Origin of the sequence: Nonomuraea cypriaca, assembly GCF_015645445.1 — a bacterium.
GTDB lineage: Bacteria > Actinomycetota > Actinomycetes > Streptosporangiales > Streptosporangiaceae > Nonomuraea > Nonomuraea cypriaca.
In genome coordinates this window covers 167248-181916 of record NZ_JADOGI010000001.1, presented here as the reverse complement: position 1 = coordinate 181916, position 14669 = coordinate 167248, and the positions used below count along the sequence as shown (strand labels likewise).

Sequence of the window (14669 nt, the reverse complement as noted above, 5' to 3'; positions counted from 1 at the left end):
GTGATCCACACCCGACCAGGCATAACCCGGCGATGGCGACCACCAGAACTCTGCTCATGGAAAGACGCATTGTTACGACACCATCCTTTTCCCGTTGCGGAAATGCCGTGCGCTCTTCGTAGGAAGTCGCTCTGCCGCAGTGAGCCAAGCGCTCTGATTTCCCCTTGTTATTGCTGGCAGCGCCCGAAGGTGACGACGTAGGTCCCCGCATGGCCCGCACCTGCGCGGAGATGGGATTTCTGGGCTGTCTTTCTTGGTTTCGAGTGATGACGACGGTGGTGTCATGGCCGGACGAGTGAGGCCGCTTCGGCGGTGGTCTTGATCCGCTGGAGGGTTTGGATCATGCCGGCGCGGGTGGCGGCCCGTGTGCGCCTGCGCGCTGCGGGGATGCTCTGGAGGGCCTCGGCCCATCGGGGGGAGGCGGAGGTCGGCGATACGGTGTACTGCTCGATCACCTGGGTGCCTCCGGCGTCGCCGGAAGCGAGCAGGTAACGCCACAGCGTCGACGGGCGGCCGCGCACATGGGTGAGGAAGGCGAACTCGGTCCCGGGCTCGCAGACCACAACCTCGCATTCGCGTGACCAGCGCAGGCCGGCCATGCGGTTGTGACCGACGAACCGGGCCCCGACCGCCGGGCCGGTGGCCGGGGCTATCCATGCGCAGCGTCGGCACACCGGGCTCCATTCGCCCATGCGGGTGACGTCGGCGATCAGATTCCAGACGGTGCGCGGTTCGGCGCGGATGTGGATCTGGACGCAGTCGTGGTAGGGGCGGGCCACGGCTACCACGTCCTGCGGCCGGGGATGGGCTCGGCCTTGGGTGGAGGGTGCATGGGAGGTTTCCTTCCTGGGTGGGGCACACCGGTGCCGGTCCCGTCAGGGGTCGAGGAGCCGGTCGATGACCTCTGCCAGCCATGTTTCGTACTGCTGCGGCGTCCAGCCGGACAGTTCGGTGAGCAGGTGGAAGACCTCGACGGAGGCGATCGCCGTCAGCCCGTCGCGTTCCTGGGGGGTCACCGCCCGGCCGGCGATGCTGGACATGATCTCCGCGATGGTGATGCGCCGCCGATCCTGCGTGACCTGCAAGTGCCGGGCCAGGTCCGCGTCGGAGGCCGCTGCCTCCCGGAGCGCGAGATACACCCCTGCGGTGCGCTGATGAATGATGGTGCCCAGCCGGGCGGCGGCCGCGATGCGCTCGGGCCGGGTCCCGGAGGTGAGCGCGGCGAACTCGGGCCGTTGGTTGAGCGGCACGGGTTCGTCGTCGCCGACCACGGCGACGTCGATCGCCGCCATGAGCAGCCCGGTTTTGGAGTGAAAGCTGGCATACACCGTCTCCACCGACACCCCCGCCGCGCGGGCGACCTCCCGCATCCCGGTGCCCGCCCAGCCGCGTTCCGCGAACAGCCGGTCGGCGGCGGCGAGCACCGCCGCCCGTGTTTCCGCGGCCTGCTGCTCACGTCGTGGCGACCGGTACGCACGTCGCGCCCGCGGCTGGTCCGTCGTCATACCCGAGCGCCGGTGGCCGGGATCTCCGGTTGCCAGCGGGCGGCGGCCCGGCGCCGGTAGGTCCGGGCGAAGCCGCGCAGCAGAATGAACCGGGGCAGCGGCGGGACTTGATGCACCACGAGCTGGTAACTCTCGGGGTCGATGCCGTCCAGCAGCCAGTGCCCCTCCATGCCGAGCCGGGAAAGCGACTTCGGCTTGACGTTGTAGGCCTGGTCCCAGGCGCGCCACTCGGCGTCGGTGATGCTCACCGACACGACCGGCATGGCCTCTTCGACCTCGCGTTCGAGGTGCGGCACGAGCACGTCCGCCAGCGCCTCCAGGGCGGCGAGGAGGTCGAGGCGTGTCTGGTCGGTGGTGGTGGCCGCGTAGTGCCGGGCGGCGGCCGTCAACGTCTCGCTCGCCGGGGCGATCCGGCGGTGATCGGCGTCCAGCGAATCGAGCAGCGGCCCGGCGGCCGGGTTGCGTGCGCGCACCAGCGGCCACAGACCCTCATCCTCACCGCTGTGGTGGGCGTGCAGGAACTCCATCATCCACACCACGTGCCCGCCCAGCGCGCGACGCTGCCGGCCCTGCGGATACGGCGTCCCGGCCAGTACCGCACGGGTGCGGTCCAGATCCCGGCGCAGCGCCCCGTGCACGATGCCCATCATCCGCGTGTCCGCCTGCGCCGCAATGGATCCCATCTCGTCCTCCCGTCGACGGCCCACAAGCAAGGTAAAACGTCACTGCTTTCATTACAAGGCCGTTCTGATGGAATTGTTGTCGATGCGGGACTGGATCGTGCGTGACGCGATCAGTTTCCGTTTCCGGCAGTCGTGCCGGCGAGGGCGGCCTGCATCGCCGGCACGTCGATCCAGACTCGGAAGGACGTCACTTCCCCGTCCTTGAGCTGCCAGGTGTGTAGCTCTGTGGCCCGGTATTGGTTGCCGTGCGCGAGAACTCGACCATGTGTGTGGCCGAGCCTGGATGATGGCGTCGCCTGCGTCGAAGATCTGGTCGACCTCCAGCGTTGGGTCGACATGGCTGAGCAGCGTGCCCAGGAATGCCGCCAACCCATCTGGGCCGATATGCCGGCCGCCCCAGGGCAGCACGGATGACTGCTCGATCACCGCGTCCGCGGCAATGGCGGCACGGATGGCGTCCAGGTCGCGCCTCGCGAAGGCGTCGTAGATGCGCCGGACTGTTTCGATATCGGAATTGCTCATCGCGGTGGCGTCCTTCTGGTCGTCGGGTCGGCCCGGTTGTCGTCAGTCGTAGTGGTGGCTAAGGATGGGATGAGCATCGAGCAGGAGACGGGTGGCAGACTGGACAGTGATCACACACTGGCAAGTGTGCGAGGCGGCGACGGGTCGTTCGGTGCGAAGCTCCGCCAGCTGCGCGTACGCGGCGGCTTGACGCAGGAACAGCTTGCCGAGCGGGCCGGGCTCAGCGCCAACGCGGTGAGCTCGCTGGAGCGTGGTGCGCGCCAGCACCCGTATCCGCACACAGTGGGGGCGCTTGTTGCGGCACTCGGACTGGGCGGGGACGAACGGGCCGAGTTGGAAGCCACTCTGCGTCCGCGCGGAGCGACGCCGCGGTTGCCGGCTATGCCGTCCAGCATGGTTGGCCGAGAGGCCGAGATCATCGATGTTGTCAGCCGGCTCCGGTCACCGTCGGCCCGGTTGTTGACCTTGACGGGGCCGGGAGGAGTCGGCAAGACGCGGCTCGCGCTGGCGGTCGCACACGAACTGCTGACTGGTTTCCGCGACGGCCTGGTGTTCGTGCCGCTCGCGTCGGTGCAGGACCCGAATTTGGTGATGCCCACCATCGCCGAAAACCTCGGTCTGCGTGAGCTCGGTGCTCAGCCGCTGGCTGGGATCTTGCGAGATTTCCTTCGCGGACGCCACATGTTGCTGGTGGTCGATAATCTTGAACATCTTCCCGACGCGGCGGTGTTGATCGCCGAGCAGCTCTCGTCCGCGCCGCGGTTGAGGGTGCTGGCCACCAGTCGTGGGCCGTTGCGGGTCCGCGACGAGCAGGTGTTTCCGGTCGGCCCGTTGACCTCGGATGCGGCGAGCGAGCTCTTCATCGAACGGATGCGCCAGGCCGCGGTCGAACCGGCCGAGGACGACACCGCCGCCATCGGCCAGATCTGCCTTCGGCTCGAACATATGCCGCTGGCGATCGAGTTAGCGGCGGCCCGTACGCGTGTGCTTCCGCCCTGGGCCCTGCTGGCACGGCTGGATCCAGGACTGCGGATCCTTGGCAGCGGTCCGAGGGATCTGCCCGAGCGACAGCGTACGATCCAGCAGACCATCGGATGGAGCTACGGCTTGCTTGGCCTCGATGAACAGGCGATGTTGCGCGGGCTCGCGGTCTTCTCCGGTGGCTGGACTCTGGAGGCTGTAGCGGAGGTCCGCGAACAAGAGGTGCGGACCGTCCTCGAACGGCACGGTCACCTGGTCGAAAGCAGCCTTGTCGTACCGCGGCGGGGCGGCGCCGATCCCCGTTTCGGCATGCTGGAAACCGTTCGCGCATATGCCATGGACCAGCTGACCGGCAGCGGCGAACAGGACCTCATGCGTGACCAGCACGCGGATTTCTACCAACGGCTGGCGGCAGCCGCCGGCACCCGAGTCTGGGCGCCGGCGAAAGCCCAGACCGAGGTATTCGAGCAGCTGGAGGCCGAGCACGACAACCTGCACACGGCATGGCACCGACTGCTGGACAGCAGTGAACTGGACCGGCTAAGTGAGATGGTCCGCGCTCTCTGGCCGTGGTGGATGATCCGGGGATACCTCACCGAAGGGCTGGACTGGATCGCCGAGGTGCTGAACCACCCCGCGCCCCTTTCCCCCGGCGCTCGCGGCGGTGATCTTTCCCTGGAAGATGCCTCCGCGGGCTCCGGCCTGCCGGTCACCGCCGCGCTGGCGATGCTTGCGCTGCTCGGCCTCGGCGGCCTGCCGCAGCGACAGCCGCTCGATCAGTTCCGCCAGTTCCGGGCGGCTCATCCCGGTCAGCGCCGGCTCTCCGAGAAGCGCCAGCCGGTTCGGTCGCGTCGGGACGGTGTTGCTGTCCAGGAAGTCACGAAGCGCACCGGAGCTGGTGAAGCGCAGCACGGTGGGTTCGATCTTGAGTTTGCGGGCGGCCAATAGCTTGCCGATCTCGGTGACCGCCTGACCGGTCGGGGGCTGGCTGATCTCGAGCATCTCCGACAGGACGCGCTGAGAGCAGATCTGGCTGAGATAAACGATGGCGATCAGGACCTTGTCGGCGGCGGTGAGCAGAGGTCGTCCGTGGTCGGCCTTGGCCTGTCGGCGTGGGCCACCGCGGATTTCGAAGTTGCGCAGCTCGGCCAGGGCCGCCTGACCCGAGGCCAGGGACCCGGCCAGCTCGTTCAGCTCCTTCCGGCTCATCCCGGTCAGCCGGGGATCGGCCAAGGCGTGCAGGCTTTCGGACCGGGTGCGCGCCCGGTCGCCGCATACGGGCAGGTGCGGGTGGCCGTCGGCCAGGCTGATCGTGTAGTTCCAGGCGCCGCGCTCGGCATGCGGCACGATCGGCAGCATGCTCATCCGGGAGGCCGCAGTCGCGGTGACACTGGCGCACCTGCTGGCGGTCTCGGATGGTAAGCGGGTGTCCGTCCCTGACGGGCCCGTCGCCGAAGCATTTCGCCGAGCGATCGACAGTCTGCTCCCTCCGGGGCCACCGAAACGACACCTCGTCCTGGCCGGACCCGGCCTATCCTCCGCGATCACGGACATCGCCCTGGTACCACGGCATCCACAGACCGGTGAGGTATGGCCGTGCGACGCAGGAGCGGCGGTGCCACTGGCCGCGGACGTGTGGACGTACCTGGCCTTCAACGATGATCGGCGGCTCAAACCGGCGGCGTACGCGATGCCGGCCGACGTTCGCCGTGATGATCCACCCCCGCTGCTGCCAAACGGTCCTTTCGGCCCCGATAGGCAGGTGTTCCTCAGCACGCTAGAGCGGCTGGCGGCGGTTCGGCAGCCGTGGTTGCGTCGCATCTATGACCGGGTGAAAGACCACCCGTACATGGACCCGCTCTCGTAGACGTCAGGCCTCGAACCCGGGCACATGCGCCAGTACCAGCTTGGTCGGCCAACCCGGCAGCCCTGCCCGCTCAGGGCGGCCTGGTCAGCGAGGGTCATCGTCACTGTATCGATCGTCCTGTCTCGCCCTGCTTCGCATTAAAAGGACTCATTCGTCCCATGTCTCACAAGAGTCTTACAGAGAGGGGCACAGGACCGTACCTGTTGGCCCGCTTGGGCCGAAGGTCGTCCTCGTCATCGGCGCCACCGCCGGGACGGTAGTGCGTCGGGATGGCTTGGCTGCGTCGTCGGTATTCGCTGGGTGTGAGCCCGACCAGAGTCCGGAAGCGGCGGGCGAAGTAGGTGGGATCGCCCCAGCCGACGGTGGCGCCGACCTGGGCGGCCGACAGGGTGGAGTTCGCCAGCAACGTGGCGGCGCGTTCGGCCCGCACTCGGGCCAGAAAGTTCATGGTGGTCAACCCGATGTCCTGTGCGAACAGCCGGCCGAGATAGGCGGGATCCAGATTGACCGCCCGGGCGAGATCGTCCAGTCGCCACTGCTGGGCGGGTGCCTCCTCGAGCCGGGCGACGGTCGCCGCGACGGCGGGGTGGATCGCGGACTCGGCGGTCGCGGGTTCGAGGTCACGGCCGTCGGCGAGAATGCCCAGCACGGTGACCAGTCGGCCCAACACGCGGCCGGGCCGGGCCTCTGGGGCCGCGAGGTCCCGTTCGAGCCTGCCGATCTCCGCGGTGGCCTCTTCCGCGGCGGTCTGGCCGACAGTCGTCACTGCGACTCCGTGTGTGCCGGACGCCATGGGATCGGTCCACAGAATCCGGCGCAGCGCTGGAATGTCGTGCAGCGCGGCCAACTCCGCTCGTAACGCCTTGGCCGACAGGCAGCAGTTGGCGACTGTCAGGCCCACACAGTCCCGAAACCCGTGCCAGGCCCCTGGCCGCAGGATGACGACCTCACCGCAGCGCAACTCACGCTCGCCCCCGCTGGTCACGTGCCTGCCACGGCCGGCCCCGGTCACGGCGATCTCGAGGAAATCGTGCGCGTGCGACTCGACGTCCGTGCTCAGTTCATGGACAGCGCCCAAGATCGGTCCTCTGGCGAACACCGCGTGCTCGTGCAGTGTCGGCGTCATGTCGGGATCGTACGACTACTGGCAGGGATCCGACTAGCCCACGACGGCGTACCACCCTGACACTGGGTACAACCCAAGTGCTGGAGGCGAGAATGACCACGACCATAACAAGCGATGTCGGCGCCGACGGTCGAGTGCGGGACGAACTCGTTGCGGCGTACCGTGAACACGGTTTCGTCCGAGTGCGTGGCGTGCTCGACCCGGACCAGGTCGAGCTCTTCCGGACCAGCGCCGAGGCGTTCCTGACCGTCCATCGCGCGGAGAGCCTGGAGAAGCAGGGCGCCTTCAGCCAACTGGTCAACGTCTGGCAACACGACGACAATCTCCGCGCGCTCACCTTCGACCCGCGACTCGGCCGCGTCGCCGAACAACTCGCCGGGTTCCCGCTGCGACTCTGGCACGACCACATGCTGGTCAAGGAGCCACACAACAACGTCGCCACGGAGTTCCACCAGGACCGGCCGTACTGGCCACACGCCAGTGGCCGACTCCCGTTGTCGGCATGGATCGCGTTGGTCGACGTTCCGCCCGAGCGAGGTTGCATGACCTTTCTACCCGGCACCCAGCACCGCACCGGCCTGCGACCGCAGGACCTCCGAAACGAGGAAGACCTCTTCGCGCTGGACCCGTCGCTACGGTGGATCCCTCGCGTCACCGTGCCACTACGGGCCGGCGACTGCACCTTCCACAGCGGCTACACCGGCCACATGGCCCTGCCCAACCGCACCGACCTGGCCAGGTTCGCACACGTCATCGTCTACATGGACGAGGCAACGACCTACAGCGGCACCGAGCACGTCGTCACCGACCCACTCGGCCTCGTCCCCGGCGCCCGACTCGATGGCGACACCTTCCCCCGCCCGTGGCACTAGGGCAGTGGGCGGCGCCGATGTAGGCACCCACCGCGTGCGGGGCAGGCTCGACACGGCCGGACCGGACGAGGGAGAAGATCACCAACAGGAGCCCGGCAGTGGCCACGGCCACTACCCACCGTGCGCCGCTGTCGCGCGGTGGGTAGTGGCGGTGTGGACTGGGTCGAGAGCGAACATCAGGTTGGCGACCACCGCGCCGGTGATGCGACCGAGGACTTGCGAGGTAGGTAGGTGAGCGCGTCTGAACACACGGACGGGACCCACCCAGCCGAAGCTCGGCGGGTCCCGTCCGCCGTGGTCAAGACGCTATTACGACGGCGATGTCGTCGACGAAGTTGATGCCTGACTCGGACTGGATGCCCCACCAGTCACCGAGGGCGATGGTGCTGAACATGGCGAGCCCGGTCGCGGTGCCGATCTGCTGGCCGTCGATGGACATGGTGACGCCGGTACCGGACGTGTAGTCCCAACGGAACTGGTGCCAGCCAGTCGTCCGCACGACCGAGGTGACGCTGAAGGTGCCGTCGACGCGCAGCACGTAGTGGGTCGCGTTGATGTCCGTGCGGACGCCGATGCCGCGGAAGTGCCCGGTGTCGGGGTCGTCGTCGACGCGGGCCACGAACATGGTGTCGGTCGAGGCGGCGTCGTCGTAGAACCAGAGCGTGACGGTGCCGTGCGTGGCCGTGCCTTGGCGGTAGACGACGCCGGGCCCACCGGACTTGCCCAGGCTCTGCGTACCGGTGTGGGCTTTCGCGGTCGAGACCGCCAGGGTGCCTTTGAGCACGGTCCACGCGCCGAGGCCGTTCTCGAAACCCTCGGTGAAGCCGTCCCAGCTCGGCGGTGGCGGGTCGAGCGGCACCGAGGCGGGCACGGCGAGCAGGTTGGCGAGCAACTTCCCCGCGAGCGGGTCGACGGTGGCCGAGGTCGAGGTGGTCAGCTCCGACACGACGAGGTAGCCGGTGGAGTCTGGCCGCGTCTTCTTGAGGAAGATCGGGTACCCGGACCGCTCGTCGAACGTCGGCGTGGCCTGCGGCGGGCCTGGTGCGGTGTAGATGCCGAGCCGGGCGATGTTCACCGCGTTCAACCGGTCGAACTGCGCCGCCCGGTGCGTGACGTACGGCTTACTGCCGTCGTTGTGCCGCCACCAGCGCATGTCCATCGGGTCCATGCCCGCGAACACCGCGGAGTCGTCGTGCACGGGGGTCACGACCTCGCCGTCGACGCTCTTGACGGTCGCGATCTCTCCCGGGAAGAGCTCGCGGGTTCGGTCACCGCCTTCGAGGATCACCACCCGCCCGCCCGCGTCGGCGTAGTCGCGCAGGTTCGCAGCGAGAACCGTGTCGTCGACGGCTCCCTTGCCGATGACCAGCAGGTCCGGGTTGCCCGGGGCGAGACCGATGAGGCTGCCGACGGCCGTGTACTGCAGGCCCACCGTGTCCAGGGACTGCCGCGTGGCGCCGGTGGGGTCGTACAGCCACACGCTGTCCGCCCCGCCCGCGGTCCCGGCGGCGGCGTAGGCGTGGGTGGCGAGCACGATGTCGTACTGGTTCCGCGAGATGGTCGTCGCGCCGTCGGTCACGGTCAAGTGCAAGACGGCCGCGACCCGGTCGGCGGCCAGCGTCGCCGGGATCGCAATGGTGACGTTGGCGCGCACGTTCGCGTGGTACGCCACGGCAGGCAACGGGATGGACCCGGCCCCGGCCAGGTGCTGGCCACCGGCGTCGACGATCTCCCAGGACAGTGTCGTGGCACCGTGGGGGGTGTGGTCGTTGACCAGCACCACAGCGGTCTGGAACTGCTCGCCCGCGTAGAAGTGCCGAGCGGCGGAGTCGAGTGACACGAGCACCGGCTGGTAGGCCAGCAGGACAGCGTCGTTCACCGGGAACTTCCCGATGGTCGGATTGCTGTAGAAGTCCTTGAACCAGGTAGCGGTGGAGAACAGCAGGAACCCCGCGGTGCCGCGGCCTTCGAACCGGGTGCGGCGCAGCATCTCGGCGAGTTCCTTGTTGAGCATGGCGTGGGTGTCGAGGAAGATCGCCGGGTCGGCGTCCGCGGCGTGTGCGCCGACCCAGGGCTGGGCCGCGTGCACCAGGTTCAGGTAGGTGTCCTCCGGCCGGCCGGTGTGGAAGTCGGGGTAGCCGGTGCCGAGCTCGGCGCTGATGAACGGGCGGTTCTGATCCGCCTGCGAGCCGCCGTTGGTCTGCCCGGAGGTCAGGACGAACGCCGACGGCTGGTACCAGCCGAAGTACAGGTGGGCGTCGTCGACGTCGCCGTCGTCGATCCCGGCCGGTTTCAGCGTCGACTCGTACGTCGTCGGGTTGCGCATGTAGTACGAGTCGGCCACCAGCGGCCGGGTGGGGTCGGCCGCGCGGATCGCCTTGTTGAGGTTCGACAGGACGGTCCAGCTCGCCAGGTCGTAGCACCCCATCTCGTTGCCGGTGGTCCACAGCAGGACGCTCGGGTGGTTTCGCACCCGCCGGATGACGTCGATCATCTCCTCGTACCAGGCGTCGACGTAGACCTGGGCCGGTGCCGGTTCGCCGCTGAAGGCCCACTGGCGGATGCCCTCCATGTCCACGCCGAACCCGATTTCGTCGGTCAGGTCGAACCAGGGTGAGGGAGCTGGACCCATGTGCATGCGGGTCACCCGCACGTTGTCATCGCGCAACAACTCGAGCCACTGGCGCATCTGCGGGATCTTCTCCCGGCCGACCATGACCGTCGGCAGGTGGCCGGCACCGCGCATCCAGTACGGGTTTCCGTTGAGGTAGAAGGTGTTGCCCCGCACTTCGAACGTCCGGAACCCGACCCGGGTCGTCACCTCGTCGAGGACCGTGCCGTCGCGCTCCACCGTGGTGGTGAGCAGGTACAGCCTGGGGTCGTCCGGCGACCACAGCCGCGGTTGCACGCCGGACGCCGACGCGGTGATCATCCCGGTGGCACCCGCGCCAACCGTGACCTGGTCGACACGCTCGAACAGCGTCGCGCCGCCGTCGACCGCGGTCGCCACGTTCCGGACGGTCAGCGTCGCGCCGGTCGACGAGTGGTTGGCGACCGTCACGTCGATGTCCGCGCCGTCGGTGCGCGGCTTGAAGAACACGTCGTCGACCAGGATCGGGTCGCTCGCGACGAGCCGGACCGACTCCCAGATGCCCATCGCCTTCGACGTCGCCGCGCGGCTCAGGCCGCCGAACTCGCCGTGTGAGTAGGTGTCGGCCCGCTGATCCATCTTCACGTAGACGTCGATCGTGAGCGGCTGGCCCGCCTGCACGTGCCCGGTGACGTGGAGCCGGTGGGTGCGCCACATGCCCCACGACGACTCCATCAGCGTGCCGTTGACCCTGATCTCGGAGTACATCGCGATGCCGTCGAACCGCAGCTCGACCCGCCGGCCCGCCCACGCCGCCGGGATGGTGACCACGCGGCGGTACCAGCCCTCGGTCAGCGTCGAGGCGTCGTAGCCGTAGCTCGCGATCCGGTTGACCTCCTCGGGGAAGTCGTCCGGCGTGTAGATCCACCAGCCGACCGGCACGAGGAAGTTCGGCACGGCGACCGAATGCGGATAGGTCGCGCCGTCGGTGCCGAACTCCCACATACCCGCCAGGTCCAGCGTCTGCCGCGTGGCTGACGTCTCGGCGGACGCGTACGCCGTGGCGCCAGCGGGTACGGCGAGCACCACCCCCGCCGCCCCCATTCCCTTCAGCACATCGCGCCGGGTGACATCGAATGACATTTCGACTCCTTCGCGAGTGGCGGGTGCTAGTGCCTGGTGACGAGCAACGTCCAGTCGTCCGCGGCGGTGAGTTCGGGCGGGAGTTGCGCCGAGCCGTGCGCGGTCGTGACCGTGAACGAGCCGGCCGAGGTGTACTGACCGCTGCGGGGGTTGAACCACTTCATGACGTAGTGGCCACGCGGCAGTCCGGTGAGGGAACCGCGGTAGGGCGCGCCCCCGTCGAGTCGGTGCGGGTAGTACACGACCGTGTGGGAACGGTCCGGAGTGGCGGACGCGAACGCGAGTTGCGTGTCGGTGGGAGCGGTGGCCGCCCAGGCGATGGCGGTCGGCGCCGGGGCGAGCCTCGACCACGGCAGCGCGGTGAAGAACGCCTTCAGGTAACCCATCTGCGCCGCGCCCGGCAGGAACAGCCCCTCGTTCCAGGGCGTGCTGCCGAAGTTCTGGCAGTTCCAGTCCGGGTCGTCCGGGGTGTAGCACGCCCACCAGACGCCGGCCGCGCCGTAGTCGTTGCCGGCGACGCCGCCGACCCGGGCCTTCCACGCGCTCTCCCGTGTCTGCCACGTCTGCACGATCGCGTGGTTGTCCCAGAACACGTCGATGCCTTCGTAGTTGGCCTCGGCCTCCACGACCGGGCGGACCGGCGTTTGCTGGTACTGCTTCAGCCAGTAGTCCGACACGCCGTCGACCCGGTTGTGGCCTTCTTGCAGCGCCACAAGTCCGTACCAGGACTCATCGCGGGGCTGCACCCCACCGCCCGCGTAGATGGGGTAGTTGTGCAGCGTCGTGGGCTGGCGGTAGGGATCGGTGTCGGCGAACACCTGCGCGACCTGCTCCCAGCACTGGGCGCAGTTGCCCGGTGCGTCGAACTCCTGCGCGGTCAACCAGACCATCGGGTAGGCGGCGTAGCGCGCCACCATGTAACGCGCAAGGCGTTGGTACTCCGGCAAAAGGTCCTTGCTCGCGTCGGTCAGGCTGCTGCCCACGCCCATCGCGATCGCGTCGACCACACCCTTGCCGGCGATGTAGCCGATCCGCTCGTCGATGTTGTCCCAGAACTCTGGGTTGAGGGTATGGAACGTGCCGCCGATCCAGTCCGGACCGCCCTCGTTCGCGTTGCCCCCGTTGTTGGCGAACGTCTCGTTCCAGATCACGTTGAAGCCCTGCTTGACCCGGGTGTCGACGATGCCTTTGAACATGGACGGGAACCGCGGGTCGTTCGATTCGTAGAGCCGGGTCTGGCCGGTCAGGTTGCTCTGCTGGTTGTCCCCGAGCCAGAAGAACGGTGTGCCGTCCGCGTAGGTGAAGTAACGGTTGTTCGCACTGGTCTTCAGGAAGCCATGCCGGTAGATGGCCAGGTTTCCCGTGTACCGGGCGGCCAGGATCGTGCCGTGGTGTCCATTGAGGCCGGTGTTCGCGGCGTCGGTGCTCGATGTCGTGTACTGCCAACGGCCCGGCGTGGGGGCGGCGAACCGGACGCGCCAGGTGGTGCCGCCGTCCCAGAAGCCGGGCATGGTCAGCCGCTGGCCGTTCGGCCCGGTGAAGGTGGCGACGAGATCGACGTCCCGGTACGGATCCGCGTAGTCGACCGTGCTGTGCAGCGTGAACTCGACGGCCCGCCAGGTCTGGGCGTGCAGCGTCGGGCCTTGACCGGCCGAGTGCACCGAATCCGCGCCGCTCGCTTGGGCGTTGGGGCCTGCCGCCAGCAGGGCCAGGAGGGTGATTGCCGCGGGGATTACCAGGCGGCGCCGACGTAACGACACAACTTCACCTCTTGAACCGTTTCTACCGCGACCTCCAGCGGCACGTGGCCACGTGGTTGATCGCGTGGGGAGGGGAAGGCCGATGATGCTTAGAACGTTTCAAACGAGCCGTAGGTTATGTGGCTGTTAACGGAGCCGTCAAGAGGCAGACCTGGGGTGACTTGCATGGGGGTTCGTGGCCGGCACCCTTGACGTGAGTGTTGGCCCAGGGTTACGGTCCGCTGGCGGCGTTGAAACATTCCAACTCGATCCGCGGAGCGCCCATGAGCAGAACCACTCCCCGGGTGCTGGGCATCGTCGTCACACTGGCGGTGTTCGTCACGTCAAGCACGGTTGCCTCAGCGCACGCTGAGCCGACAGCCACGCCCGCCCAACCCGATCCCGCTTCCGACTGGACACTGCTGATCCGCAAGGGCTGATCCGCCGCTAGCGTCGCCCGGCGCGCCGCCGGGCGACGGGGCGCAACCGGCTCGTCGTGTCGCGGACGACGAGGTCCGGCTGGAAGACGATCTGTTGGTGCGCGTGGGCGGCGCCGCGTTGCCCTTCGTCGATGAGCAGGTTGGTGGCGATGCGGCCGAGCTCCTGCTTGGGTTGCCGGATCGTCGTGAGCGGCAGCGGGCTCTGCTGGGCGAGCTCGATGTCGTCGTACCCGACGACGGAAATGTCGTCGGGCACGCGGGTGCCGCGCCGCACCAGGCCGGCGATGAGGCCGAGCGCGAGCAGGTCGTTGCCGCAGACGACGCCGGTCACCTCAGGATGGTTGTCGACCAGGATGTCGGACGCCGCGCGTCCTTCGACCGCGGTACCCAGCGACCCGACCTCGACGACGTCACACGCGTCGTCGGACAGCCCGCGCCTGGCGAGTGCGCGGCGCACGCCGGTGAGGCGCTCGTGGTACTGCGGGATCGCCAGCGGAGCCGTGACGAACGCGAGCCGGCGATGACCCAGGTCGAGAAGGTGGTCGGCCGCCAGCTCGCCGCCGCTCACGTCGTCGACGCGAACGGAGCAGAAGTTGCGGCGCTCGCGCCCCAGCAGCACCACGGCCGTACCGCGATCTCGGAGCCACTGCAGGGAGTTGTCCCGTTCGTTGACCGGGCTGATCAACACGCCGTTCACGCGCTGCTCCTCCAGGACCTCCAGATACCGCTTCTCCTGCGCGCGGTCCTCGTCGGCATTGCAGAGGATGAGCAGGTAGCCGAGCTCGCGCACAGCGTCCTCCACCCCCCGTGCGAGCTCGGTGAAGAACGGGTTGCGGATGTCCAGCGTGATGAGCCCGATCGTGCGCGCCCGTCCACCGCGCAGCAGGGAAGCGCCCGCGTTCCGGACGAACCCCAGCCGGTCGATCGCATCCAGCACCCGCAGGCGCGTCTCGTCGGAGACAACATTGGGACGGTTCAACACATTGCTCACCGTGCCAACGCTGACTTCCGCCGCCTCCGCGACTTCCTTGATCGTGGCGGAACGGCCTGGCACCACACCATCGGCCGGGCTATTCCCTTTCCGCACCGCCACCGAACCTCCAGCCTTGACGCACTTTGTCACCCAAGGCTACCGTACCGCCGTACTGAAACATTTCAATATCGCCCGCCTTGAGCCCAGCGGGATCGCCCTGGAAGGGGG

The 14669-nt window shown here is 68.2% G+C and carries 11 protein-coding genes and 2 pseudogenes; 4 read left to right on the top strand and 9 right to left on the bottom strand.

Annotated elements, in window-relative coordinates:
- Positions 1 to 281: 281 nt before the first annotated feature.
- The 4 genes from ITP53_RS00830 to ITP53_RS00815 all read right to left on the bottom strand — a co-directional run bounded on the left by ITP53_RS00830 (position 282) and on the right by ITP53_RS00815 (position 2710).
- Positions 282 to 779: an SRPBCC family protein gene (locus ITP53_RS00830; RefSeq protein WP_195893295.1), complete on the bottom strand. Its 498-nt coding sequence runs from the start codon at positions 777 to 779 to the stop codon at positions 282 to 284.
- A 96-nt stretch (positions 780 to 875) separates the two neighbouring features.
- Positions 876 to 1505 (bottom strand): TetR/AcrR family transcriptional regulator, encoded by a 630-nt coding sequence (locus ITP53_RS00825; RefSeq protein ID WP_195893294.1) that lies wholly within the window; start codon positions 1503 to 1505, stop codon positions 876 to 878.
- Positions 1502 to 2188 (bottom strand): hemerythrin domain-containing protein, encoded by a 687-nt coding sequence (locus ITP53_RS00820; protein ID WP_207755370.1) that lies wholly within the window; start codon positions 2186 to 2188, stop codon positions 1502 to 1504. Before ITP53_RS00820 ends, ITP53_RS00825 begins: the two co-directional genes overlap by 4 nt.
- 51 nt (positions 2189 to 2239) lie before the next feature.
- Positions 2240 to 2710 (bottom strand): nuclear transport factor 2 family protein, encoded by a 471-nt coding sequence (locus tag ITP53_RS00815; protein ID WP_195893293.1) that lies wholly within the window; start codon positions 2708 to 2710, stop codon positions 2240 to 2242.
- Between the two features lie 69 nt (positions 2711 to 2779).
- Here ITP53_RS00815 and ITP53_RS61680 point away from each other — a divergent pair.
- A pseudogene (locus ITP53_RS61680) lies at positions 2780 to 3664 on the top strand (ATP-binding protein); the annotation flags it as partial.
- Positions 3665 to 4348: 684 nt separating this feature from the next.
- On the opposite strand, the pseudogene ITP53_RS61675 reads toward ITP53_RS61680, so the two are convergent.
- Positions 4349 to 5074: pseudogene (locus ITP53_RS61675) on the bottom strand (ISAzo13 family transposase); the annotation flags it as partial.
- Here ITP53_RS61675 and ITP53_RS00805 point away from each other — a divergent pair.
- Entirely contained in the window at positions 5049 to 5558 is a 510-nt protein-coding gene (locus tag ITP53_RS00805; RefSeq protein ID WP_195893291.1) for a hypothetical protein, read from the top strand. The pseudogene ITP53_RS61675 and the gene ITP53_RS00805 overlap by 26 nt on opposite strands.
- 163 nt (positions 5559 to 5721) lie before the next feature.
- Here ITP53_RS00805 and ITP53_RS00800 read toward each other — a convergent pair whose 3' ends face one another.
- Positions 5722 to 6684 carry an AraC family transcriptional regulator gene (locus tag ITP53_RS00800; RefSeq protein ID WP_195893290.1) on the bottom strand — a complete coding sequence of 321 codons (963 nt, stop codon included), beginning with the start codon at positions 6682 to 6684 and terminating at the stop codon, positions 5722 to 5724.
- A gap of 92 nt (positions 6685 to 6776) precedes the next feature.
- Between ITP53_RS00800 and ITP53_RS00795 the strand changes: the two genes are divergently transcribed.
- On the top strand, positions 6777 to 7556 hold the full coding sequence (locus ITP53_RS00795; protein ID WP_195893289.1) for a phytanoyl-CoA dioxygenase family protein: 780 nt from the start codon (positions 6777 to 6779) through the stop codon (positions 7554 to 7556).
- Positions 7557 to 7854: 298 nt separating this feature from the next.
- On the opposite strand, the gene ITP53_RS00790 is transcribed toward ITP53_RS00795, so the two are convergent.
- Both ITP53_RS00790 and ITP53_RS00785 read right to left on the bottom strand, forming a co-directional pair.
- Positions 7855 to 11289 carry a glycoside hydrolase family 2 protein gene (locus ITP53_RS00790; RefSeq protein ID WP_195893288.1) on the bottom strand — a complete coding sequence of 1145 codons (3435 nt, stop codon included), beginning with the start codon at positions 11287 to 11289 and terminating at the stop codon, positions 7855 to 7857.
- 26 nt (positions 11290 to 11315) lie between these two features.
- A complete protein-coding gene (locus ITP53_RS00785) occupies positions 11316 to 13049 on the bottom strand; it encodes an apiosidase-like domain-containing protein (protein WP_195893287.1) in 1734 nt (577 codons plus the stop codon).
- A gap of 263 nt (positions 13050 to 13312) precedes the next feature.
- Here ITP53_RS00785 and ITP53_RS00780 point away from each other — a divergent pair, with 263 nt between their 5' ends.
- Positions 13313 to 13468: a hypothetical protein gene (locus tag ITP53_RS00780; RefSeq protein WP_195893286.1), complete on the top strand. Its 156-nt coding sequence runs from the start codon at positions 13313 to 13315 to the stop codon at positions 13466 to 13468.
- A gap of 7 nt (positions 13469 to 13475) precedes the next feature.
- Here ITP53_RS00780 and ITP53_RS00775 read toward each other — a convergent pair whose 3' ends face one another.
- Positions 13476 to 14522, bottom strand: coding sequence for a LacI family DNA-binding transcriptional regulator (locus tag ITP53_RS00775; protein ID WP_195893304.1), 1047 nt, complete (start codon positions 14520 to 14522; stop codon positions 13476 to 13478).
- Positions 14523 to 14669: the final 147 nt, after the last annotated feature.

Coding starts and splice junctions, on each gene's coding strand:
- ITP53_RS00795 (WP_195893289.1), top strand. CDS start 6,777: ATGACCACGACCATAACAAGCGATGTCGGCGCCGACGGTCGAGTGCGG.
- ITP53_RS00780 (WP_195893286.1), top strand. CDS start 13,313: ATGAGCAGAACCACTCCCCGGGTGCTGGGCATCGTCGTCACACTGGCG.
- ITP53_RS00805 (WP_195893291.1), top strand. CDS start 5,049: ATGCTCATCCGGGAGGCCGCAGTCGCGGTGACACTGGCGCACCTGCTG.
- ITP53_RS00800 (WP_195893290.1), bottom strand. CDS start 6,684: ATGACGCCGACACTGCACGAGCACGCGGTGTTCGCCAGAGGACCGATC.
- ITP53_RS00825 (WP_195893294.1), bottom strand. CDS start 1,505: ATGACGACGGACCAGCCGCGGGCGCGACGTGCGTACCGGTCGCCACGA.
- ITP53_RS00820 (WP_207755370.1), bottom strand. CDS start 2,188: ATGGGATCCATTGCGGCGCAGGCGGACACGCGGATGATGGGCATCGTG.
- ITP53_RS00815 (WP_195893293.1), bottom strand. CDS start 2,710: ATGAGCAATTCCGATATCGAAACAGTCCGGCGCATCTACGACGCCTTC.
- ITP53_RS00790 (WP_195893288.1), bottom strand. CDS start 11,289: ATGTCATTCGATGTCACCCGGCGCGATGTGCTGAAGGGAATGGGGGCG.